The organism is Nostoc sp. UIC 10630 (genome assembly GCF_010747425.1).
Taxonomy (GTDB): domain Bacteria; phylum Cyanobacteriota; class Cyanobacteriia; order Cyanobacteriales; family Nostocaceae; genus Nostoc.
In genome coordinates this window covers 112624-137316 of the sequence record NZ_JAAGOG010000002.1, presented here as the reverse complement: position 1 = coordinate 137316, position 24693 = coordinate 112624, and the positions used below count along the sequence as shown (strand labels likewise).

Genomic DNA, 24693 nt, shown 5'->3' with positions numbered 1-24693 from the left:
TCCTCAAGAAAATCTACATAATTTAAGGGTTTTGACGCTAACTAAACCGTATTGTACGACAAATAAGATAAAGGGCTACACCTAATTATTATCAAGTTTTGTCAATCTAATCAGGGAAATTATGATGCTAAAAAACTTTCATAAACTCAAGCAATTATAATTAACAAACATTCATTAAAATTTGTTGATATTGATATTCTAAAATTTGATTATTTTTGTACTTAATTTTATCCAAGCTTGCCTCCAAATCGCAATCAGTAGTGGAATATTATTTGAACTAATTAAGTCAAGATCGTCAAGGCTACTTTTGGTTAAAAATCAACTAAACCCCTTAAATATCAACCCATAACTAAAAGACATTACCAAACTAATCTATTTACTCTGCGATATTTATTCACCCACGATATTTTTCATGTATTGCTTGATTTTGACACCACTTATCCAGAAGAAATTGGTGTACTTGCTTTTGCTGCAACACAGAATGACAGCAAATCATTCCAAATCAGCTTGTGGTTGGCTAGACTACTCTATCTCATCCTGGCTCCCCAAACGAATCAAAGCAATCTTCCTCAATCTGGCGAAAGGGCATGAACTCAATACTTTTCGGATAAACCCAATAATCGCTCTTTTGGTCTGGGGAAAGGTAAATTCAAACCCTTCCCCCTTCCCCCTTAACCGAAAACTATTGGACGTGAACTAGGTAACAAAGCTGATTTTTGTTGGGCTACTGCTTTGAAGACGATTGAAAAGAAAGAATTGACAACGCTACTAGACAGTTAGGATAATCATAAATTTCCCTAATTCATCTAAAAAAAGCATTTAACTGTTTAATAAAAGCTTTTTTAGAGATTTTACTCTTTGTTTATAAATCTCGCTTAAGATTTCTTCGGCTGCCAAATGTAGCACTAAATACATTTTTAATGCTACATTTGGTTTTTAATACAGATAGAGTTTAAAAAAACATATATCTTTAGTTATAAAAATTATCTATCTAAAGAGATAGATAATTGATGGGAATTCCTAAAGAGCTACTAAGAACAATCAATAGTCACAGGACTTTTAGGCTAAAGATATTATCTGACTGAGTGGATTTATACCGTAATCCCTAGATATTTGAAGGGCTTGCAGAGGACAAATTAATCCACATTTTTTCCTCAATACGAGAACTGCTTCACCTGGAAAGCCAAAGGATGAAATACTGGATCAGGAAATTAGCAATCTTTATAGTATTACTGTATAACTTGTTCATCTGTAGTGATTATGCAGGAGCAAATCAACTTTCAAATATTGATGCACAGCAAGTAAATGCACTCCCAGCAGTTGAAAACTTAGCAAATACTGACAACGATCTTGCTAAGAGTAGAAAGGAAAATTTTTGCCGATTTAATCAGGTTGTCAAAGAGATAAATAAAGTAGAGGGACTCTTCACACTTTATTGCACTGATAATTCGGGAAAAATTTACTTAGAAATTAAACCAGAACAGCTAAATAAAAACTATCTAGCTATAGTGACATTAGAATCGGGCGTTGGGGAAAGTGGAATTTATAGTGGATTACCTCTTTCTGATTTTGTCTTTTACTTCCAACGAGTAAACAATAGATTGCACTTTGTGGTGCGGAATGTGAAATTTCGTGCAGAAAGTAGTCCAGAACAGCGATCGCTTGCTCGTTCATTTAGCGACTCTGTTCTTTATTCACTCGAAATAGCCAATATTGATCCACAGAATGAAAATATTCTGATCGACCTAAATGAACTGCTAATGCAGGATTTACCTGGATTAACTACCATTTTGAAGTACTCTTTGCAGGCTGATTACCGCTTGGATGCACACAAGTCATATTTTGGTGATGTTAACAGCTTCTCAGAAAATATAGAGATTGATTCTATTTACGGTTTTTCATCATTAGAAGGAGCAAATTTAGTTACCGTACCTGATAGTAGGGCGCTCACTCTCAAGGTACACTATAGTTTTTCTCAACTTAGAGAAAATAATGATTATATTCCCAGACTTGCTGATGATAGAGTGGGATATTTTATTACTGCTTTTCAAGATTTATCTAATAAGAATCCTCATGAATCATTTGTACGTTATATCAATCGTTGGCATCTAGAGCCATCCGATCCGAATGCTCCCTTATCTCCACCTAAAAAGCCAATTGTGTATTGGATTGAAAATGCTGTGCCACTAGAGTACCGCGATGCGATTCGTGAAGGTGTTTTGATGTGGAACAAAGCATTTGAAAAAGCTGGATTTCAAAATGCTATTGAAGTACAGCAAATGCCAGATGATGCTGATTGGCAACCGGCAGATGTACATTACAATACTATTCGCTGGTTCAACTCTTTGGATGCAGGTTTTGCTAGAGGGCCAATGCGCGTCAACCCATTCACTGGCGAAATATTGGATGCAGACATTATGGTAGATGCCAATATGGTGCTATCAATTCAGCAAGAATATCACGCATTGATGGAAGTAAATCCATCTTTGGTGGGCAAAAACCCATGTCAAGCCCTTTGGGGAAGCCAAAAGCCAGGAATTAATAATTCTCTTCTAGCGGACTCTGAGTCCTGCTATGGTATGGAGTCTTCAAATCAAGCTGCGATGGGGAAGCTGGCGTTGTCAATTTTGCCAAATACTACAGCCACTAGTGAAACGATGAAGGAGTATGTGCATCAATATTTGCGTTCTCTCATTGCTCACGAAGTCGGGCATACTCTCGGTTTGCGCCATAACTTTCATGGCAGCACAATGTTAGCACCTGAAGAATTAAATAATACTGAAATCACTCACACTAAAGGCTTAGTGGGTTCGGTGATGGACTATCTACCGGTGAATATAGCACCACAGGGAGTACAGCAAGGTGACTATTTTCCAGGAGTTGTTGGGCCTTATGACGAATGGGCAATTGAATATGGTTATAAAACAAGCCCATCAGCAGCGCTTGAGGGGATAATTCCAGAATCAGAAAAAAGTTTTTTAGAGCAGATTGCACTAGCGTCGCCTCAACCAGAATTGTCTTATGCAACTGATGAGGATATCTGGGACATTAATCCTTTGGCGAATGTCTGGGATATGAGTAGTAATGTGCTACTTTATTCGCAGTGGCAAATGGATAATGCCCGCGTTATGTGGCAGCGCCTTGATAAGGGTTATCTATCAAAAGGAGAAAGCTATAGTAACCTGCGCGTCTCATTCAATAGAGTGCTTAAATATTATTTTCGGAACGCCACCTTGCTTTCCAAATATATTGGTGGACAATCGTTTCTGCGTCTCCATACTAGTGATAATGCTTCTTGGACATTTGTACCTGTTTCACTTTTAAAACAACGCCAGGCATTGACAAAATTGCAAGAGTATGTTTTTTCTGAGAATGCTTTCAGCTTTTCACCACAATTGCTCAATAAACTAGCGCCGTCACGCTGGGAACATTGGGGTAGTTCTGTACCTAACAACCGCCTTGATTATCCAATTCACGAAAATATTTTGAAGTTCCAAAGTGCGGTGCTGCGATCGCTATTAGACAGCGATCGCCTCAATCGTTTACAAGATATAGAATTAAAAACTCTGCCTGGGGAAGCACTTTCTATCCCGGAACTGTTTGATACCCTGCAAACAGGCATCTGGGCAGAAGTTTTAACCCCAGGAGAACCAAAGCCAATTTCTAGCATCCGTCGTTCACTGCAACGGGAATATCTGAATATTTTGCTAGAGATGATGTTGGGTACTACCGATACACCTGAAGATGGCCGGACATTAGCTTGGTATGAATTGCGCCAACTGCAAAAAGCTATTGATGTCAGACTCAAACAACTGAGTGAAAGCCTTGATATTTACACCCTAGCCCATTTAGAAGCTTCTGGCGATCGCATCACCAAAGCATTAAATGCACATTTACTCTCTAAGTAGTCATTTGTCATTTGTCATTTGTCTCCCTCGTCTTCCCCAGTCCACAGTCCCCAATCCCCAGTCCCCAGTTACCGAAGATATCGTTGCAATAGACCAATGACAACTTCTGGTATTTCTAAATGAGGTAATATTCCGGCATCTGCGATCGCATAAAAATCTTGAATTGCCCTTGGATTTAAATTTGCCAAGCGTTGTCCTAGTTTGATATTGGTAAATTGTGCCTTCTCTCCCCAAAACATCACAGTGGGAATTGTCAGTTGCTGAATATATAAACTCAGATCAAAGTAAAGATCGCCCCGTAAAAATGCCAAGGCGGAAAATTTGGCATTAGGTTGTTGTGCAGAGGTTAAATAAGCATCCACTATTTCTTGAGATACTCGTTCTGACTTAGCAAACAGAAAACTTTGTAAAAAATTTCGCACTGCAATTTCATTTTCAGCACCAAGCATATAAATAAAATTGTCTAACAGAGGCGTATTGATTACCGAAAGCGGAAGTCTGCGTCCAGCACCCTGCCCAAAATCATCAAATCCAGATGGGGAAACTAAAAACAGCGCTTTGAATAAATTGGGTTGAACAATAGCTAGGCGGATAGCAAAAGCGGCTGTTAGAGAAGAGGCTACCACCGTCACCGGCTGACGACAAGTTTCGATGATAAACTCTGCGATCGTGCTGAGATAATCCCTAATTTTATAATCCCGGACTGGATGAGCCGATTCTCCCCAGCCGATTAAATCGGGAGCTAAAATGTGGTAATTAGAGGCAAAAGCCGGGTAAACTTTAGACCATTCATACGCAGATGCCCCACCACCAAAGTTATGGAGAAACAGTAGTGGAGGTAAATCTTCAGTGTCAGCGAACGCCCAAGGTGTATTCGTTTGGGTATAGTAAACCATTGCCCCCAAGGATGTATGGATAAGTTTATGTCCAAAGCCAGGAGGTTGAAACTGAAGCATAAAATTAAAAAGTATAGTTTAATGGCACTTTACCCGAAGGCAAAATCACAAGGTATAAATTTAAGCTTACCGATAAATATCAGAGTAAGTAAAATTTTTCTGTCCTAAGCTATTTCATATTTAATTTGTATACAGTCAAACTAATTCATAATTCATTTTTTACTTTTGATTACTATCTCCTGTGATCTGAACAAGTTGATGGAGGTTATCGCCACTAATATGATAAGCTGCCCCAAAACCAACTACAAAACGCCCTTCACTAGGAATTAGCTGAAAAATCCGAAAGTCAGGCAAGCCGCGCAAAACCTCGATAATTTCACCAAATCGCCCTTGAAATTGCTCAACAATTTGATTCCACTTGTCAGTTTCACGCTCTATCAAAGTTGCCGTACAATCAAAACTCAAACGACGACGGGCAAAAATTAGATTACTCTTGGCTTCATCCTCGATAAATAAGACACTTACATGAGGATTGGTATAGATATTTTTGGTATGAGTTGAAAGACCACTGACATAAATATAGATGTTTTTGGAATTATCCATTACAAAGGGAGCATAACTAGCATTTGGTATTGCTTGGGCGTTCACGGTGCTAATGATTACACTCTCAAATTCTTCAGTAAACTTTTCATACTCAGCTTGAATCTTTTCAAGTTGACTCATAAGTAAATTACCATTTAATTAGTAACAAATAGTTATTGTAACGTGATTGAGCGATGTCTACGATGGGCTACTGTCTGGAGTTTGAGTGAATCCCCATTCCTTAGATGTTTAATAAGTAGAATTGCAATACTGCTCGGATAAAGAGAAAAGCGTAACAGGAAAAGGAGTGTAAGACTTGATATATAAGGTTTTTCCCCTTTCCCCAAAAACCCAACAAGTATTGGGTAGGATTGCTATATTGCCAACACTGTTAACGCAGACCAAGTAAGTGGTAACATCCAGAACAAGTATGCTGAAGAATGCTCAACGATAAAAAGGCTTGATTTGACATGATTTTCCGTGATAACCTACGTTCATCTCTTAAAAATACGGTTTATCAATAGCTTTATAGTAGTTTTAATAGCATACTGTATTTTTAATTTGAGTTAGCACAAGTAATTCTAAAACTGTTTTAAGAAAAACTCATGGTCATTACACAAAGGCGTAAACTTGGACGTTCAGAACTAGAAGTATCACCAATATCTTTTGGTGGCAACGTATTTGGCTGGACTATTGATGAAAATAGTTCATTTGAGATTTTAAATAGCTTTATAGAGGCTGGAGGTAATTTTATTGACACAGCTGATGTCTATTCCAAGTGGGTTCCAGGAAATCAAGGTGGAGAGTCTGAGACAATTTTAGGAAAATGGCTCAAGCAGCGCGGTAATCGTGACCAAGTGGTGATTGCAACTAAGGTTGGCAACGATATGGGTGTTAGAGGCCAAGGGCTTTCTCGTAAACACATTCAACAAGCTGTGGAAGACTCGTTGCAGAGGTTACAAACCGATTATATCGATCTATATCAATCGCATATCGACGATGAAAACACTCCACTTGAAGAAACCCTTGAAACCTACGCAGAATTGATTCGTCAGGGAAAAGTACGTGCGATTGGTGCTTCAAACTATAGTGCAGAGCGTTTGGGACAGGCATTAGATAATTAGCCGTCAGCATGGCTATCCTCGCTACGAAAGCCTTCAGCCCCGTTATAACTTGTATGACCGAGATGGTTATGAGCAGGATTTACAACAAATTTGCCAAGAACAGGAAATTGGCGTGATTAACTATTCCTCTCTATGCAGCGGCTTTCTCTCTGGTAAATATCACTCAGAAAAAGATTTATCTATTAGTCTCCGTGGTAATTCTGTAAAAAGATATTTAAACCCTCGTGGCTTGCGAATTCTAGAGGTAATTGATCGGGTGGCAACGACTTATAATTCTACTCCCACCCAAGTTTCTCTGGCGTGGCTCATTGCTAATCCCAGCATTACTGCTCCTATTGTTAGTGCAACAAAGGTTGAGCAACTCAACGATATCATCAAAGCTGTCAATATAAAGCTTGATCAAGATGCTATTGAACTTCTTAATCAAGCCAGTTCCTCAAACGCCTAGTACGGCTACCCGAAAGTCAACACTCAACAGTTATTATCCCAACCAAGAGCTTTCTTCTTTGATAAAAGGGCGTGTCGCATTTAGTACATTGTTTGGTGCAGTCCTGTGTGGATATTAGTCATAAGAGCGATCGCTGGGCAAATCCTTCAAAAAGAAAAAAATTATACGAAAACTTTCCGTACAATAAATAGTTATGTCTGTCGTTTGATTTTATCCAATGACGTGGTTTGAAACATTGACCGGTTTTCCTGAAGAGTCCCCACAACAGGTTTGGCAGAATATCACTGTTGACGGTAAGGTATTGAAATCTCGTGTGAATGGGAAAGTAATGGTTTGCGGTCAGTTGGAAACACCGTCTTTAGCCGAACTTAGAGAACGTGTCCATGCGAGTGGATATCAGGTTGGAAAAATATCGGTACGCGAAATAGTTGCCAACGTCCAGCATTTGCACATCAATGAATCGAATGCTGATTCGCTTTTTCAAGTAGCTTCCCAATTCAATCTGCTTGAAATGGTATCTCCAAATGTAACGCCTGAGCGTGGCGTGGGGATTTATGAGAGTGATCCTACTCAGGGACCAGCCTGTGCGATCGCGGCTGGTGCAGGAACGATTTATCGAAACTACTTTGCAACCGTAAATGGGCAAACCGGACAATCAACAACAAATCAAATCGATTGTCTTGCAGATATAGGAGTAGCATTGGGAAATTCCAAAAGCCGTCTTTGGGAAATGAGAAACGGTTATGCTTTGGCATCACATAGTGGTTTGGTCGAGATTTCAAATCGACTTCGAGCAGCAAGCGAGAGTGAACTTGATGGATTGCGAGAGTTGTTACGAATCGGCATTCAATGGAGTACGCAAGTAACGCTCAATGATTGCAAGCATACCGTCTCACAAGCCTATTGCTCTGCCTTGCCAGTTAGCTACTCTCGTCATTCCTCAAATCTTTGGACGGAATTTGCACGCCTTGTTTTAGAGGCATCTTATGAAGCAACTATTTGTACTGCAATCTTGAATTCAATCAGAAATGGAAACAACAGATTGTTTCTTACGCTTCTCGGTGGTGGAGCATTCGGCAACCAAACCGATTGGATTATTGGAGGAATCCAACGTGCGTTGAACCTTTACAAGTATGCTGATCTTGATGTGGCGATCGTCAGCTATGGCTCGTCCAAGCAATATATCCAACAATTTGTAAACCAATACTAATACAAGTAACACTTAGCTGGCAAATGTAATATAACAAGACAGTGTAAGCGATGGGAACCTGGCTCAAATAGACTACACAACCTAGATAAAAAGGGTATAACATAAGACCAGCCCTTTCAACGTGACTAGAAATTACCGAAAGTGAATTCCTCTCAAAATCTCTTTTCTATATCTTCTTCTATTTTAGAAAATCTGATGCCTGCTCTCAGACTTTCTGCTGTGCCTCTGCGGTTAAATAAATAACTTATGAGCCACTTTTGACACAGACAATGTTCTGAGAAAAAGATTTTGCGAGTCACGTTGAAAAGGTTAGCTTTATCATTTGTTCCTATTTAATACTTGTGCTGGAAATTTGCCGATGGAAACTATATCTAGTCTCGATGCAGTAACTAAACATTTAGAACAGCATGAAAGCTCAAAGCGGATTAAAAAATTAATATATTCGGCTTGTAAAAATACTTGGGAGAATGATGAGGAGACGATAGATAGGTTTAAGTTACAAGATTTAATTCAAGAATTGTTTAGATTTAATCCTACTACCAATAACTTAAATTATAGTTTATCTGAAGTTGTAAAAACTCTTAACAAACAAGCTGAATATGCCATAATCGCCAATGTTATTTTTCATCAAATGCAGAAGCTATATATAACGCCTGAGGAACCAACAGGAATATTATTAAATAAATCTCATCAAGAAGAATCAACAGGACTATTATTAAATCAACCTCGTAAAGATGAACAAATATTTTATAATTCTGAGCCAATATCATTAAATTCTATAGATTAATCTCCCAACAGTAAAATCAAATATCAATATAATCAGTTTGATTTACGGCAAAATATTATGAAGTATACTAACCCACTTAGGGCTAAAATAGTTCTATTTTCTGCACTTGACAAAAAATTTACTTTTAATGAAGAAGACTGGTTGAAACTAAAGACTCAAAAGCTTGATGATTTATTGCTGAAATTATTTAATATCTGTCCAACTTTTAGAGAGCTTGAATCTAAATTAAATAGTGCTGTTATATCTCTAGGGAAGCCGGATGAAAATATTCAAGCAGCTAGTGCAATTGTCCAATCTATGCGAGCTTTATATGGCGATATATCACCCAGCACCAATGGATATAATCCGTTCAACAACGCTCCATCTCCAGAAACAAAAACACCAGTTAATCCTTATCAGAAAACTGGACTCAATGATGATGGTAATACCTGTTAATTTATAGCACCTCCTCCCAAATAATAATGGTAATTTTTGATTATTGTTAATTTGAGCAAAATTTAAATGTTTGTGGTAATTGATAGGAAAAAATATGGATGCCAATGAACTTATAAAGCGCTATGAGAATGGAGAAACAAAGTTCATTGAGGCCAACTTAAATGGAATAAATTTGTTTGGTGCAGACTTGATTGGCATAGCTTTGAATAAAGCAGATTTGGGTAATGCCATCCTAATTTTTAGCTATCTAAGTCGAGGAATTCTGAATCAGGCAAACCTAGTTTGTACAAAGCTAAGTGGTGCGAACCTAAATCAGGCAAGTTTAATCAGCGCCAACTTGCATGATGCTAATTTACATGGTGCAACTTTGCAGGGTGCTGATTTGCGTAATGCAAATTTAACTTTGGCATATATGCTAGATACTAACTTGATGAATGCCGATTTACGTGGTGCAGATTTGAGTGGTGCAAATTTAACTGGCGCGTGCCTGCGTGGGGCTAACCTGCGAGAAGAAAAGAGAATGTACTCTGCTAGTCTACGGGGTGCTAATCTTCATAAGGCTGATCTACGGGGCGCTGATTTAACTGGTGTTGACTTATCTAAAGTTGATTTGAGTGGTGCTAACTTGAGTGAGGCAACGCTACGTTATGCCGATTTGAGTGATGCCAATTTGAGTGAAGCGATTTTGCATAATGCATCTTTGGCAGATACTAACATCGGTGGTGCTAATTTGAAAGGTGCTAACCTGATGAACGCTAGATTAGAACGTTCAAACCTCATTGATGCCGAACTTACAGGTGTTAATTTGTATGGTGCAATTATGGCAGATGCTAAACTGACTAGATGTCAGATGAGTGGAGTAAACCTGAGTTTTGCAAGGCTAAATAGAGTTGATTTAAGTCGGGCTAACCTGCGTCAGGCTAACCTCACGGAAACAGACTTAGTTGATGCCTATCTTGCCAGGACAGATTTGACTGGTGCTAATTTAAGTAAGGCAAATTTGATCAGAGCAGAAATGAGTAGTGCAAATCTGACGGGTGCAAATCTGCGTGGTGCAGTTATGCCTGATGGAACAATTAATGATTAAAAATATACATGGGCAATACCCACTATTTTGTCTCGAATAAGTCTGCCTAAGTTAGGATTTACACATAAAGATTCTCTGGCAAAATTGGCTGTAAAGTTTACTATTTAACGCTGCCAATCATATATTAATCGTCCATGACGATCGCGCACAAGTTCCCATTCTCCATGACGATATGGTTGTCCATGATAATTTACAGAGCGATAGCGTCGTCTATAATAATGTCTTCGATTCCTCTGGCGTTGATAATAATATTTTCCAGTCCGTTGCCGTCTATGATAACGTCGTCGAGTCCGTCGGTGAGCTAACAAAAGCTCTTCACTTTGCTCTCCAACTAATTTTGTCTGTGCGTCAAGTGCCTGTTCATTAAGAACATTATTGATAGTGTTATCCTTGGCTTCAGCCAAACCAGGTGGATAAATAAAGGCTAATAGCAAGAACACAATTGAGGATAGCTTTTTGAAACGCTTCACGTCTTTGCTTTTCCTAAACTATTGGTAATGATTTTATTTAATACTTAAATTGATTAACCATATAGTTCATAATTCACAAACTTTAAGAGCGCAAAAGTAATGAAAGTACTTGTATTAAATCTAAAGATAGTTAACTACAACAGGCGAGCAGATGATATACATCTGTTATGGGGCAAATGCACACAAAAGCGTTCAATTTCACAATTTTGTTATGTTAAATTTTATTGAAATAGCAATTATGAATTATGAATTATGAATTGAGGTAAAGCTATCTGTTTCGATAAGGGATAAAAATGATAGGGGCTGACTCATATTAGCTGCAAAGCCCAAAATTCCTGGATCTCGATGTTCGTAAAGTAACTGACCTTGGGTATCAAACAGAAAAGTTCCACCACGCTGAGTTAAGTAGGCAGAATTAGGTACATAAGTATGCCAATTGCTCAGAACTTCCACCATATTCCGTAGCCGTAGAGTAGCTAATTCAAAGGGACGTTGAAACCCAATTCCACCAGCTAATTGGAAAAACGAGCCTTGAAAGGCAGGTAGAGGAGTACCTTGAATAATTTCATCATCTTCAATGAGTTGAGGGGCTTGACGATCGCCTCTGTATCCCCGAAAAACTTCTCTTAGCGTTCCCGGACTTCCAAACCCTGCACACATGAACAGTAGATTTAGCCAAGCTTTCTGAGTAGGGGAAATTCCAGGGACAGGGAGATTCAGACCTGAATAAAGTTTGAGTTGTTGATGTAGTTCTGCATTAGGTTCAACAAATAAATTTTCGGCTGGAAATCCTGTATATTCACAGAATTTTGTTCCAGAGGCGCGATCGCCAATTCCGACTGCACGAATAGCGAGTTTTTCAGGAGGCAATTTTTTAGCTTCGCGCTGTAACCACCACGCATATTCAAGACTATCAAAATCCCCAAGTTGTGGCCAGACTAAAATAAGAATATGTGAGGCAGTTCCGCAATTTTCTAGTAGAGGTCGGGTTATGCCATCACTAACACGCTGAAGTTTGGTCTGATTAAGGATAGCGTAGGGATTCATTACAAAGTATTAACTGCTATTTAGCTATTCAATTTTAACTTAATACAGTTCAGATAAGACCAAAAAACTTGTAGAGACGGCGATTTATCGCGTCTCAAAAAGCCAAAATTTTTACCAGTAGCCCTTAACTGAACCCAACTCCGGCATTAATAGCGATCGCTTCCACTGGTCTTCCAATAGCTTGAATTTGGTTATAGAGGGTTTCGACTCCATTGTATGTGGCAAGATCCGCCTGTACGGTTTCAACCTTGGCACCTAGTTCTTCAAAAGCACCAGCCGCTTCATTAATGCTAGATCCGGTGGCTGTGACAACCAGATCAAAGCCGATTACAATCTTTCAACTTTTACCATCCTACGGAAGCAGTTGTGCGTAGGCGCAGCCCGCCGTAGGCATCGCGTCTTCCTAGTGAAAGATAACAACTGTGTATTTGAGAGTCATTCATAGAACATTTATCTACCTCTCAAGCTCAGAGTTTATTCCTTCAATGGCTTTTAACTGAGGAAACCGAATATAGCAGGTTAAAACTAACTGATTTATCCTGCATTTATCCATGATACCTAAGCAGGTTGTCTAATCACGCTGGGGGGAAGTGAAAATTCTGATTCGGGGAGATAGTGCTTATTCTAGAGAAGAGATTATGGCATGGTGTGAATCACAAAGAGAGATTGATTATGTGTTTGGATTGGCGCAAAACAGTCGATTAATTCAGCTTTCACAATCAATTAAATACCGTGCTTCTCAAGAATTATGAACAAAAACTGAAATCAATAGTTGAGTTTTTTGAATCCTTATTTGTACCGACACCGGATTTGCAACTGGCAGCTACAGCATTTGTGGAGAACTCAGTTTGGTATTCATCACTTAACTATAAAACTCTATGCTCTTGAAGTCGAAATTGTCGCGTTGTTGCCAAAGTGGAATATAGCAATCAAGGGGTAGATACTCGTTTTGTAGTAACTTCACTTTCCACTAATAAAATTCCTCCGGGAAAACTTTATACAGAAAAATATTGTCCAAGAGGCAATATAGAGAATTGTCTCAAAGAGGAAAAACTAGAACTAAGAAGTGATAGGACAAGTACCCATACATTTGCAGGTAATCAACTACGGTTGTGGTTTTCATCTGTTGCCTACATTTTAATAAATGCTTTACGGGAGAAGTGTTTAGCCAAAACAGAACTTCAAAACGCTACTGTTGGCACTATTCGGACAAAGTTACTGAAGTTAGGAGCAACTATCACGGTTAACTGCCGAAAAATTTTAATTTCAATTAGTAGTTCTTGCCCCTATAAAGGAATTTTCGCTCTGGCCTACAATTATTTATCTCTCTTAGCCTGTCCTGGTTAATTTTTACTTAATTGTCATCATAATGATTAGCTTGCTGGGGTTGAGTTTCCTGAATTTAACCCTGTTTTCGCCTACCTAATTATTGCTAATCATAGTTTTTACTCCAGTATTTCTCGTTTTATTCGTCTTTTATTTATCTTTAAAGCTTCGGATAATACGTGATTGTCTTCGGTTCCTGAATTTAATCCACTGATGTATAAAATATCCTTTCCTAAATTTTACTCATCTCAATGATTTTTTCGCACTTGTGAGAAATCCGGGCCTACCCATTTCTTCACTGCTCCACTGTTCAAGAGAATAGAACCTGTAGTGCTTATTCTGCATAACTTAGAGCTTTTCTTAGTGCCATTCGGTACTGTATCCTATCTATTTACAGCGTATACCGAGAAATATTTTTTACAACCTAGCCGACTTTTCAAACACCCTCTGACTGTTCAATTTCTGTGGCTGCATCTGATGTTTTTGCAGTTCTAGCCTCGCGCTGTTCAAATTCTACTACTGTTCCTGCGACCAATTCGGCTAGTGTTTCACGTCGTTTCATTTAAAGCGGCTCCATCATTTTGGGAAAACAATTACTTAGCTTGATATGTTTGTATTAGACTCTATAGAAAGAATTTGGCATCTTTTACTGTGTTGAAACAAAGTTACCGCAAAAATTGTATCCAGCAGTTATGCAATGCTCTAAGCTAATCGGCACTTAAGTTGCATAATAAGAAAGTGAAGCCGCTTTTACTGCTTGTGAGAAATGCGGGTATATCCTTCATAATTGTAAGTTATTTAATCCACATTCTTTACTGTATCTCATAACAGTAAGAAGTGCTGTATAGATGATTTATAGCCTTGTGAATTAATATTTAAATTTATGAATTGCGAATCATATTAACTCTTCCCTTGCGTCCTATCGGTACACACATCGGTGTCCCCACAACCGGGTCAGTCAAAATACGACACTCTAAGCCAAAAACTTCTTGCACCATTTGCTCAGTCATTACCTGCTTGGGTTCTCCAGCTGTTAAAATCCTGCCTTGTTTTACCGCAACCAAGTAATCAGCATAACGACAAGCCTGATTTAAATCATGTAGCACCATAACAATAGTCCGTCCCTGATGCTGGTTCAATTCATATAACAAATCTAAAATTTCTATCTGATGTGCCAAATCCAAAAAAGTAGTCGGTTCATCCAACAGTAAAATATCTGTATCTTGCGCTAGTGTCATTGCAATCCAGGCACGTTGTTGTTGTCCACCAGACAAGGTATCTAATCCTCTTTCGGCTAACTCTAACAAGGTTGTAATCTCTAGTGCCTGTTGGACAATTTTTTCATCTTTTTCAGACCACTGCTGCAACCAATTTTGATAAGGATAACGTCCTTGTGCTACCAAGTCTCTGACTGTTAATCCTTCCGGTGCAACTGGACCTTGCGGTAAGATCGCTAATTGCTTTGCTACGTTTTTAGTAGAAAGATTAAAAATAGATTGTCCATCAAGATAGACTGTACCGCCATTGGGTCTGAGAAGTCTAGCTAGACCTCGCAGCAATGTTGATTTACCGCAACCATTTGCACCTACTAAAGCAGTAATTTGCCCGGCGGGAATTGACAGATTCAGGTCACGAACAATTGGCATACCATCATAAGCTAAAGACAGACCCTTGGTTGATAATCCTTTCATAGTTAATATCATCTTGAATTTTGTAGCTTGCTTTCCATAAGGTATTTTGAATTGATTTGTACTCTATTTTTTTCGATTACGAATTAACAAATAGAGAAAGTAAGGTGCGCCGATAGTAGCAGTCACTACCCCACAAGGAATTTCTATAGGTGCAAAAAGCGTTCTTCCTAGCAAGTCTGCCATTACAACAATCATGCCCCCTAAGAGTGCGGAAGTAGGAATCAAGCTTTCATGGGTTGCACCTACCAACTGTCGTCCTAAATGGGGTGCGATTAAACCAATAAAACCAATATTTCCGGCGGTGGCGACTCCTCCACCTGCTAAGGCTACACCCACCAGCACGAGTAAACCACGTTGCCATTCCACCCGACTACCTAAACTTTTTGCAACATCATCTCCCAAATTTAAAGCGTTCAAATGCCTGGCCAATGTCAAAGCCATTGGGATAAAAACAATTAACCAAGGTGATAGAGAAAATACTTGCTCCCAAGTACGTCCGTAGACGCTCCCAGCTAACCAAACCAAAGCATTACTAACGTCAGAAATTTCGCCAAAGGTAATCATCAGGGTGGTTATAGCATTGGCGATCGCAGATAAACCAACACCCATTAAAATTAATAAAATCGGTGAACTACCGTTATTCCAAGCCAGCGAGTAAATTAAAATCGCCATTAGCAAAGCACCAGCAAAGGCTGATAGAGGCAAAGTGTAAATTGGTGCTGATGGAAACAGTACAATTACTACAACTGCCGCCAAACTTGCTCCAGCGTTGATGCCGATAATACCGGGATCAGCCAATGGATTGCGTGTCAGTCCTTGAAATATAGTACCTGAAATTGCCAGCGCCATTCCCACCATAAAAGCCACAAGGGTGCGGGGTAGACGCAGATTTTGAATCACGAATTGATGGTCTGGGTTTCCTGTATCTAAACTCAATATAGTTTTCACGATATCCAAAGGCGAGATTGGATATTCACCCCGCCCGACATTCATCACCATCGCCACTGCGATCGCTACTACCAAACATAGCAATACGACTGGTACACGTCGGTCGATTCGAAAAGATATCACCTGTGAACGAATGACTAGCCAATCAACCTTCATTTTTTCACCCTTGACTTAGCCAGGTAGACAAAAAAAGGAGCGCCAACTATTGCTGTCATTACACCTACAGGTAACTCCTGTGGTTTGAGCAATACACGGGCGGCAATATCTGCAACTAGGAGCAAAATTGCCCCCAAAACTGCACAATAGGGTAATATCCAACGATAATCGGCTTTAATGTAAAATCTCACTATATGGGGAACGACTAAACCAATGAAGCCGATTGGCCCTGCAAGGGCAACGGAACTTCCTGCTAGTAAAACTACGCTGATAGCGGTAAATATTTTGATCCAAGCTGTCTGTTGCCCCAAACCTTTAGCGACATCTTCACCTAAACTCATAGTGGTAATTTGTCTGCCGAGGGCAAAAGCTATAACTAATCCGATGCCGGCGAAAGGCAGTAGTTGTAAGAATAAATTAAAATCTCGACCAGATAATGAACCAGCTAACCAAAATCTAACTTGTTCGAGTGTTTGTTGGCTGACAATCAGGATACCAGTAGTGAAAGAAGAAATTAAAGCAGTTAAGGCCGCTCCTGCTACTGTTAGATTCAATGGGGTGGCTCCTCCTCGTCCCACAGAACCAAGGATGTAAACTAACACTGCTGTTACTCCCGCACCCAGAAATGCTACAAAGGCGTAAATACTAGGGGATGAGCTGCCAAAAATAAAAGTTGCGACTACAACAAAGAGGGCGGCTCCCGACTCTATACCCAAAATACCTGGATCTGCTAAGGGGTTTCGCGTCAAACCCTGCATCAATGCTCCCGATACAGCAAGGGCTGAACCTACAAGGATAGCAATGAGTGATCGCGGTAATCTCACAGTCTGAATAACTAAGTGATCATAGGAACCATCAAATGCTATAAAAGATGTCAAAATCTTACCTAGAGGTATTTCTGCTGCACCTAGCGTCACACTGAACAGCAAGCAAATTACTAGCATACATAGTCCCAAAACCAGACCAAATAAGGCTGAAATTTGTGGCTTTTTCAATTCTCTAGATGAGAGTGTAGTTGCTTTTATCATTTGATTCTGCCGTCACTGGAAAATACTACGCTCTGCTGATTAGTTGTTTTTTCACTAGGCACTCTCAATATTTAACAGCTTTTTAATCATTAGAGTTGATAATCTTTCTTGATAAATATATAGATTACACGATCGTGTAGCCTTTTCCCCATTTTTTAAACGGAATAAAGCATACTGTTATAGCTTTGATATAGTTTCTCAACAAGGTGGTATTGTTAGATCAACTTAAATCTGCTTTGTCAAGGTCACTTGCGTGCCAAGAGGTTACTGGGGACTGGGAAGCAGAGGAAAATAATCAATGCCCAATACCCAATACCCAATGCCCAATGCCCAATAAGCAGTTTCAGTCACCAAGCGTTACATCTGTAAATGGTGGTGTTCATGAGGATTGATAGTTTACTTAAGGTTTACAAACGAAAATCAATACGCGTTTTACCTTTAATACTTAGCTTGATACTGGTTTTGTTTGTCGGAAGCCGCACTATAGCTGTACCAACAAAATCCACAGAGATATTATGGGATACATACGGTGTGCCGCACATCTACGGTAAAGATAACCAAAGTGCATTTTATGCCTTTGGCTGGGCACAAATGCAGAGTCATGGAAATTTACTTTTGCGTCTCTATGGTCAAGCACGGGGACGCGCAGCCGAATATTGGGGAGAGGAATACCTGGAGTCAGATCGTTGGGTACAGACTACGGGAGTACCAAAACGCGCTAGTAATTGGTACAAAGCACAGAATCCAACTTTTCGTAGTTATCTCGATGCTTTTGCTGCTGGGATCAATGCTTATGCAAAACAAAATCCGAAGTTAATTGACGATCAAGTTGAGATAGTGCTACCAGTCAAGGCAGAAGATGTCATGGCTCACTTACATCGGGTACTCAATTTCACCTTTGTGGTTAATCCAGAAAAAGTATTAGACCTAAGCAAAGAAAAGTTGCAAGCAGGATCTAATGGTTGGGCGATCGGACCAACTCATTCTGCCAATGGGAACGCCATGTTGTTAGCAAACCCACACCTACCTTGGTCAGATTTATTTTTGTGGTATGAAGCCCAAATCACCGCACCAGGAATTGATGCTTATGGGGCAACACTTGTAGGTGTTCCCGTATTAGCGATCGCCTTTAACAACAACTTAGGTTGGACTCACACCGTTAATACATACGATGGTTGGGATGTTTATGAACTCACACTTGCAGGTAATGGGTACCGCTTTGATGACAAAGTTCGTAACTTCCAGACAAAAACTCTTTCCTTAAAGGTGAAGCAAAAAGATGGCTCCTTGCAAGAGCAACCATTAGTAGTGAAAAGTTCCGTCCACGGGCCAGTGGTAGCCGAGAAAAATGGTAAAGCCGTGGCACTGAGAGTTGCAGGTCTTGACCGACCAGGTGTACTCCAGCAGTGGTGGGATATGGCACGGGCAAAAAACCTTAACCAGTTTGAAAAGACACTCCAGCGCTTGCAATTGCCAATGTTTACGGTGATGTATGCGGATCGAGAAGGGCATATTATGCACCTATTCAACGGTCAAGTTCCAGTACGCTCTAGTGGTGATTTTGCATACTGGGAAGGCATAATCCCAGGAAATACATCTAAAACGTTGTGGACAAAAATTCATCCTTACAAAGATTTACCACGCATAGTTGACCCGGAGAGCGGATGGTTGCAAAATGCAAATGATCCACCTTGGACAACTACATTTCCGGCCGCTATTAAAGCAGATAATTACCCGCCTTACATGGCACCTCGTTTCATGGGTTTCCGCTCCCAACGTTCTGTAAGGATGTTGGCTAAGGATGACAAAATCTCTTTTGATGAAATGGTTGCATACAAGCACTCTACTCGCATGGAACTGGCTGATCGGATTTTGGATGATTTAATTCCGGCTGCACGCAAATATGGTCAGGGTTTAGGACAAAAAGCAGCCAATGTCCTAGAAGCCTGGGATCGGCAAGCCAATGCAGATAGTCGCGGGGCCGTATTATTTGCCTTTTGGGTGCAACAGATGGACTTAGATAAAACGTTTAGTAAACCCTGGAATGAAAATTCTCCACGTACCACACCCGATGGTTTAGCTAATCCTGAAAGTGCAGTTGCAACTCTACAAGCAGTTGCAGCAGAGATAGAAAAGACTTATGGGGCACTTGATGTACCGTGGGGCAAGGTTTTTCGGCTACGATTGGGTGATGTGGATTTGCCTGGTAATGGTGGAGATGGCAGCCTGGGAATTTTTCGGGTACTGAATTCTGCTCCCGCAGAAAATGGGCAGTTCCAAGCCGTTGCAGGTGATTCCTATGTGGCTGCAATTGAATTTTCTAACCCTGTACGAGCAATGGCACTCACCAGCTACGGTAACGCATCTCAACCCGGATCGCCCCACATTAAGGATCAGTTACAGATGTTCGCTAACAAAAAGTTGCGGACTGTGTGGCGCGATCGCTCAGATATTCTTGCCCATCTAGAAGAACGCAAAATATTCTGAGGTTAATAGTCTACTTTTAGCGCTTGCGATCGCCCAAAAACTTCTAAGTGTCTGGGGCGATCGCATGACGGTATATTCTTTATTTGAGTGTAAATAGGTGAGAAGAAACTTGTTCCATTTGTGCAGACTTGCCATAAAAACTATGTTTAGCTTTGCTTGTACAAAGCATCTGTCAGTTGATGTTTTTGATTAAATAGGGATAAAAACGCCAGTAATACAACTCCTATAGTGGCGATCGCAGTTCCCGATGCTTGGGCAAAAATAATCACAATTTGGTAGCGGATAGCATCTGTAGGACTCGCACCAGCCAAAATCTGACCAGTCATCATTCCTGGTAGACTAACTAACCCCATCACCATCATTGAGTTAATTGTGGGAATCATCCCGATTCTTAATGCTTCTTTAATTGGTTGATGTGCAGCTTCCCAACGAGTTGCACCTAAAGTTAATAGTGCTTCTACTTGTTCTCGACGATTAATTAAATCCTCCATAAAACGTTCTAACGCCAGAGATGTACCAGTCAGGGCATTACCCAAAATCATACCTAACAGAGGAATGATATATTGAGGATCATACCAAGGATGTACTTGAATAATGGCGCTAACAGTAAAGCCTGTAACTAAAAATGAACCACAAAAAAGCGAAATAAAATTATTCCAATAAATACTGACAAACCGTCGGCGAGTCCGATTAACACTTGATATACTCGCCATAATCGTCATAGCTAAAGCTAAAGCTATAATTAATATTGGGTTACTAAGAGTAAATACCCATTGTAATAAGTATCCTACCAATAATAATTGCACTACCATGCGTAGTGAAGCAATTAAAAGGCTTTTTGTTAACCCTAAATTCAGAGCAAATGAAAGACCTATATTAATGAGAATAAATAAAGCTGCTAACGCAAGTTGCGTATAACTAATAGAAATATAATTATCTTCCATTATTCGTTAGATTCTAAGTTAATTTGACGATGGGTAATGCGCTGCAATTGTGCCGAATCATGACTAGTCCAAAGATATGCTCGTTGGATGTCTTCTTTTTGCCAAGCTGCAACCAAAGCTTCTAAACAATTGGCTGTAGCGACATCTAATGAGGCGGTAGGTTCATCAAGCAATAACACCAAAGGGGAAAGTTGCAAAGCGCGCAGAAAAGCCACAATTTGAGATTCACCGCCAGAAATTGCACTTACAGGACGTTGTAAAAAATCAGCAGGTTTATGTAAAAGTTGTAAATAATTAAGAATTAGTTCGCGTTTGTAAACTTGATGTCGATGGGCTGCTAAACGATAAACTTGTTGGAGATTATCTTCTACAGTTCCTTCCCAAAGTGCAGGGCGCTGGTGGAGATAAACAACTTGAGAGCGATAATTGGGTGTGTAGTAAGCATCGATAGATTTTCCTTGAAAAAAGATGTATCCTGCTTGTATTGGATCGAGACTAGCGATCATTCTTAGCAGCTGACTTTTACCACAACCGGAAGCACCAACTACAGCAACCCGTTCTCCTGGTAGAAGTTCAAAATTTAAATTTTGCCATAACCATTGATTTTGGATTTTTCTACCTAAGCCTTGTACTGATAAAACTGGAGCGTTAGTAAATGATTCTGAATTGGTTATAGAGCTTTGACTTCGTTGATTTACCATTCAGCTTGTTTGTAGGAGTTTTTTTAATAGACTTGTTAGGAAATAACCCTCTTTTGTCACTATTGATAATGCCAATCTACACGTCGATTAGGGGGCAGATGCTTAAGTAAGTCTTCCTAATTACAGCCATTATCGAGTTGATACAAAAGAATTTCCCACTTTTGGTCTGTTAACTAGAGTACAGCATAGCTGCCACATAAGGCTTTTGCTGTCAATGCACTTCGATAGAATAAAAGATGTCAAATGGGTTCTATAGCAATCCGAGATAAATCGTAAAAAACACGTAGATTTCGTAACAAATTTTTAATGCTACTCTACTTCTACTAGATGACTAACACGATATTGCTTAATTTTTTCCAAGGGTTCATTTTCTCCCGAAGAAAACGCGGTTATTATATAACCACTGACTTCTACCTTGGCTTCATAAGCACCACTTTTACTTCCATCTGGTGTAGTGAAATCAATCCGAACATCTGCCCATTCTTGATTAATTTCATCCTGAGCAATAACTCGACCTGATTTTTGGTATTTGAGCCAATTCCAGCCCGCTTGCATCCATATTTCTCTTTCTACAATTTGCACAAACTTGGATAAACCACCCCATCCCCGATAATAAGGATAAAGTTCTTTTACGGAACCGTCATTCCATATCAATAAATCCAAAATTCCTGGCTGCAAATGACCGTAGTAGCGTCCTTGAGGTAAATCAACTAAGGTAGGCGCAAACTGGTGACCACCAAAATGGCTACATCGCCAAACGCGCAAGTTGCTATTAGTTACAGCACCATACTCAGAACGCAATTTTTTATAAAGAGGATAACCAAATCTGCTACAAGCAGCATCAACGTTACCGTGGTTGCAAACAAGTAATTCTCTAAGATGATTACTTTTTTGCCGATACTGTTCAAAATCTGGTAGCTTTTCTGGTTCTTTTATTAAAGCTAGTGCTAAAGCGCCAATCTCAGCATCGGGTACGAGAAATGCTTGTTTCTCATACTCAGCAAATAATCCTGCTGGTCTATGGTAGTGAAATACGTGCTTGTAACCAGGTATAGAGTACTCCTGATCTGGAGCGATCGCCAGTTGCCGAATTGTTCTACCATGTTCCCAAACAAAATTCAATGCGTCCAACACTCCTTGCGGCATTGGTTCGGTTTCAATCCAAATCTCAACTGGCCAGGGTTGTGGAGCTTCAATAATTAAATATTGTTCAACTGCTATGGCAGAGCCGATAGGGTCTTCACCATTAGCTTGGGAAACTTCGGAACAGAAACGGCATTTGTTACGGATCTGGTTGATTACCATATTCAAATTGACCTACACACCATAAAACATTAAAAAGAATCGCCCGTTGCTCATTGTTTCAACAGTCGCTCGGATTTTTATAAATGAGTTTTTGGTATTTTGCACTGCTAAAGTCAGCAAATCATAATTTTAATGGAATTTATTAGTACTAAATTACTTAAAAAGAATTATTGCTAGGTTAACAGTCGTTTTTATAGTATACTGCTTTTGCATAAGTTTCTCAATTAGTTTTGATTAAATTATAACTTTCGGGACAATCCTGGCTAAAATTTGGCGACGTTATGAAAATTGGTCTAGAACAGTTTTGGAATTTATTGATAGACTATCTCAAGCCCCAAAAGGGGCGCGTTGCCAAGTTTGCGATCGCTCTATTAGCTAGTATCGGCTTGCAACTCCTCAACCCGCAAATTCTACGTAATTTCATTGATACAGCTGTAGCAGGCGGTTCAGTACAAAACTTATTCTCCGCCGCATTTCTATTTATCGGTGTAGCTTTAGTGATGCAATTAATGTCAATTGTGGCTACATACTACGGTGAAAACGTTGCTTGGACAGCTACTAATGCCTTACGTGCTGATTTAGTTGAACATTGCCTGAAACTCGATTTATCTTTTCACAAAGTTTCAACACCTGGTGAATTAGTGGAACGAGTGGACGGTGATATTCAGAACCTTTCAAAATTTTTCTCGAAATTTAGCGTTTACATCTTAGGCAGTTTGCTACTGATTTTGGGTGTGATTGTGGTGATGTTCGCCGAAGATTGGCGAGCTGGTATAACTATTTCATTTTTCGCCCTCACAGCATTATCTATCCTAATTCGTCTGCGTTCCATTGCCGTTCCTCATTGGGGAAGCTATCGCCAAGTCAATGGAGAGTTTTTCGGATTTTTGGGTGAGCAACTAACAGGCATTGAAGACATAAGAGCAAATGGTGCGAAAACTTATGTTATGCATCGCTTTTACAAAATTCTGCACCGTTGGCTACCAACTTATCACAAAGCACGCTTTGCTGATACTATTCTCTGGACTACAACCAACGGTATATTCACGCTAGGTAATGTCATTGCTTTGGCTGTAGCTCTTTACCTTTGGAATCAAAAAGCGATCACTATCGGAACTGCATATATATTTTTTTACTACACTACTCTTCTTAGCGAACCAATTGAGCAGATTCGCACTCAGTTAGAAGAGCTTCAACAGGCAGAAGCCAGCATTTATCGTATCCAAGACTTATTTCAAGTACAATCACAACTGAGTGCAGGAGGTAAAGAGCGACTTCCTCATGGCGCACTTTCTGTTACATTTGAAAATGTCTCATTTAGCTATAGCGATGTCCAAGGACAAGCCTCCACGAGTCTACGCATCAAAAAGCAAGAGACAAAACCAGAATTGATCCTGCAAGATATATCTTTCCATTTACCGCCCAATCATGTATTGGGACTATTAGGACGTACAGGTAGCGGTAAAAGCACTTTAGCACGCTTGTTGCTGAGATTATATGACGCACAATCAGGCACAATTTGCTTAGGGAATGTACCCATCAACCAGACTCCCTTAACAGATTTACCCAAGCATGTCGGGTTAGTAACTCAGAATGTGCAGTTATTCCAAACCACAGTCCGCAACAATCTCACCTTTTTTAACCAAAATATCAGCGACGAACGCATCTATCAAACCTTAGAGATGCTGGGATTATCTGCATGGCTACATTCATTACCTAAAGACTTAGACACTGAATTAGGGCCTGATAGTAGCGGCTTATCAGCAGGACAGGCGCAATTGTTAGCATTTGCCCGTGTTTTTCTCAAAGACCCTGGCCTAGTAATTTTAGATGAAGCATCCTCACGCCTCGATCCCACAACAGAAAAACTCATTGAAAAAGCTATAGATCAGCTACTAATTGGGCGTACCGGCATCATTATCGCTCACCGATTAGCAACCGTGCAAAGAGCAAATCAAATTCTGATTTTGGACAGAGGTCGAGTAAGCGAATATGGTTTGCGAGAAGAATTAATTCAAAACTCTAATTCGCACTTTGCTCAGTTACTCAAGACTGGTTTGGCAGATTTATTAGTTTAATTCTGGATATGCCAATTTATCTAACATTCTTCTAA

23 protein-coding genes are annotated in these 24693 nt (G+C 39.8%); 12 read left to right on the top strand and 11 right to left on the bottom strand.

Annotated elements, in window-relative coordinates; translation table 11 throughout:
* The first annotated feature begins 417 nt into the window (after window positions 1–417).
* Window positions 418–591: a hypothetical protein gene (locus G1O98_RS01375; RefSeq protein WP_163926825.1), complete on the top strand. Its 174-nt coding sequence runs from the start codon at window positions 418–420 to the stop codon at window positions 589–591.
* A gap of 599 nt (window positions 592–1190) precedes the next feature.
* Window positions 1191–3908: a zinc-dependent metalloprotease gene (locus tag G1O98_RS01370; protein WP_163926824.1), complete on the top strand. Its 2718-nt coding sequence runs from the start codon at window positions 1191–1193 to the stop codon at window positions 3906–3908.
* Between the two features lie 68 nt (window positions 3909–3976).
* Here the strand turns inward: G1O98_RS01370 and G1O98_RS01365 are convergent, their stop codons facing one another.
* Window positions 3977–4864: an alpha/beta hydrolase gene (locus G1O98_RS01365; RefSeq protein ID WP_163926823.1), complete on the bottom strand. Its 888-nt coding sequence runs from the start codon at window positions 4862–4864 to the stop codon at window positions 3977–3979.
* 159 nt (window positions 4865–5023) lie between these two features.
* Window positions 5024–5527 carry a pyridoxamine 5'-phosphate oxidase family protein gene (locus G1O98_RS01360; RefSeq protein WP_163926822.1) on the bottom strand — a complete coding sequence of 168 codons (504 nt, stop codon included), beginning with the start codon at window positions 5525–5527 and terminating at the stop codon, window positions 5024–5026.
* Between the two features lie 464 nt (window positions 5528–5991).
* Here G1O98_RS01360 and G1O98_RS40550 point away from each other — a divergent pair, with 464 nt between their 5' ends.
* The 6 genes from G1O98_RS40550 (at window position 5992) to G1O98_RS01340 (ending at window position 10477) form a co-directional block, all read left to right on the top strand.
* Window positions 5992–6510 carry an aldo/keto reductase gene (locus tag G1O98_RS40550; protein ID WP_275941755.1) on the top strand — a complete coding sequence of 173 codons (519 nt, stop codon included), beginning with the start codon at window positions 5992–5994 and terminating at the stop codon, window positions 6508–6510.
* Between the two features lie 49 nt (window positions 6511–6559).
* On the top strand, window positions 6560–6958 hold the full coding sequence (locus G1O98_RS40545; RefSeq protein WP_275941754.1) for an aldo/keto reductase: 399 nt from the start codon (window positions 6560–6562) through the stop codon (window positions 6956–6958).
* Between the two features lie 217 nt (window positions 6959–7175).
* Window positions 7176–8168, top strand: a complete 993-nt coding sequence (locus G1O98_RS01350; protein WP_163926821.1) for a hypothetical protein — start codon at window positions 7176–7178, stop codon at window positions 8166–8168.
* Between the two features lie 358 nt (window positions 8169–8526).
* Window positions 8527–8955 carry a hypothetical protein gene (locus tag G1O98_RS39625; RefSeq protein ID WP_243458315.1) on the top strand — a complete coding sequence of 143 codons (429 nt, stop codon included), beginning with the start codon at window positions 8527–8529 and terminating at the stop codon, window positions 8953–8955.
* 57 nt (window positions 8956–9012) lie between these two features.
* Window positions 9013–9390, top strand: coding sequence for a hypothetical protein (locus tag G1O98_RS39620; protein ID WP_243458314.1), 378 nt, complete (start codon window positions 9013–9015; stop codon window positions 9388–9390).
* 94 nt (window positions 9391–9484) lie between these two features.
* Window positions 9485–10477: a pentapeptide repeat-containing protein gene (locus G1O98_RS01340; RefSeq protein WP_163926820.1), complete on the top strand. Its 993-nt coding sequence runs from the start codon at window positions 9485–9487 to the stop codon at window positions 10475–10477.
* Between the two features lie 104 nt (window positions 10478–10581).
* Here G1O98_RS01340 and G1O98_RS01335 read toward each other — a convergent pair whose 3' ends face one another.
* Together G1O98_RS01335 and G1O98_RS01330 are read right to left on the bottom strand one after the other, a co-directional pair.
* Window positions 10582–10947, bottom strand: coding sequence for a hypothetical protein (locus G1O98_RS01335; protein ID WP_163926819.1), 366 nt, complete (start codon window positions 10945–10947; stop codon window positions 10582–10584).
* A gap of 243 nt (window positions 10948–11190) precedes the next feature.
* Entirely contained in the window at window positions 11191–11994 is an 804-nt protein-coding gene (locus G1O98_RS01330; protein ID WP_163926818.1) for a peroxiredoxin-like family protein, read from the bottom strand.
* 590 nt (window positions 11995–12584) lie between these two features.
* Between G1O98_RS01330 and G1O98_RS39615 the strand changes: the two genes are divergently transcribed.
* Both G1O98_RS39615 and G1O98_RS39610 read left to right on the top strand, forming a co-directional pair.
* Window positions 12585–12746 carry a transposase gene (locus G1O98_RS39615; protein WP_345940517.1) on the top strand — a complete coding sequence of 54 codons (162 nt, stop codon included), beginning with the start codon at window positions 12585–12587 and terminating at the stop codon, window positions 12744–12746.
* A 163-nt stretch (window positions 12747–12909) separates the two neighbouring features.
* Complete coding sequence (locus G1O98_RS39610; protein ID WP_345940516.1) at window positions 12910–13341, top strand: transposase; 432 nt, start codon at window positions 12910–12912, stop codon at window positions 13339–13341.
* Between the two features lie 415 nt (window positions 13342–13756).
* On the opposite strand, the gene G1O98_RS40540 is transcribed toward G1O98_RS39610, so the two are convergent.
* The 4 genes from G1O98_RS40540 to G1O98_RS01305 form a co-directional block, all read right to left on the bottom strand.
* Window positions 13757–13882 (bottom strand): hypothetical protein, encoded by a 126-nt coding sequence (locus tag G1O98_RS40540; RefSeq protein WP_265578572.1) that lies wholly within the window; start codon window positions 13880–13882, stop codon window positions 13757–13759.
* Window positions 13883–14201: 319 nt separating this feature from the next.
* Window positions 14202–15011, bottom strand: a complete 810-nt coding sequence (locus G1O98_RS01315; protein WP_163926817.1) for an ABC transporter ATP-binding protein — start codon at window positions 15009–15011, stop codon at window positions 14202–14204.
* Window positions 15012–15074: 63 nt separating this feature from the next.
* Window positions 15075–16115, bottom strand: coding sequence for an iron ABC transporter permease (locus tag G1O98_RS01310; protein WP_163926816.1), 1041 nt, complete (start codon window positions 16113–16115; stop codon window positions 15075–15077).
* Window positions 16112–17143, bottom strand: coding sequence for an iron ABC transporter permease (locus G1O98_RS01305; protein WP_163926815.1), 1032 nt, complete (start codon window positions 17141–17143; stop codon window positions 16112–16114). Before G1O98_RS01305 ends, G1O98_RS01310 begins: the two co-directional genes overlap by 4 nt.
* Before the next feature lie 381 nt (window positions 17144–17524).
* Between G1O98_RS01305 and G1O98_RS01300 the strand changes: the two genes are divergently transcribed.
* The gene (locus G1O98_RS01300) at window positions 17525–19630 is read left to right on the top strand and encodes an acylase (protein ID WP_163926814.1); all 2106 of its coding nucleotides are present in this window, start codon (window positions 17525–17527) and stop codon (window positions 19628–19630) included.
* 146 nt (window positions 19631–19776) lie between these two features.
* Here the strand turns inward: G1O98_RS01300 and fetB are convergent, their stop codons facing one another.
* From fetB to G1O98_RS01285, 3 genes are all read right to left on the bottom strand, one after another.
* On the bottom strand, window positions 19777–20574 hold the full coding sequence (fetB, locus tag G1O98_RS01295; RefSeq protein ID WP_163926813.1) for an iron export ABC transporter permease subunit FetB: 798 nt from the start codon (window positions 20572–20574) through the stop codon (window positions 19777–19779).
* Window positions 20574–21275: an ATP-binding cassette domain-containing protein gene (locus G1O98_RS01290; protein WP_163926812.1), complete on the bottom strand. Its 702-nt coding sequence runs from the start codon at window positions 21273–21275 to the stop codon at window positions 20574–20576. Before G1O98_RS01290 ends, fetB begins: the two co-directional genes overlap by 1 nt.
* Before the next feature lie 309 nt (window positions 21276–21584).
* Complete coding sequence (locus tag G1O98_RS01285) at window positions 21585–22580, bottom strand: sucrase ferredoxin (RefSeq protein WP_163926811.1); 996 nt, start codon at window positions 22578–22580, stop codon at window positions 21585–21587.
* Between the two features lie 281 nt (window positions 22581–22861).
* Between G1O98_RS01285 and G1O98_RS01280 the strand changes: the two genes are divergently transcribed.
* The gene (locus tag G1O98_RS01280) at window positions 22862–24658 is read left to right on the top strand and encodes an ABC transporter ATP-binding protein (RefSeq protein WP_163926810.1); all 1797 of its coding nucleotides are present in this window, start codon (window positions 22862–22864) and stop codon (window positions 24656–24658) included.
* Window positions 24659–24693 lie beyond the last annotated feature (35 nt).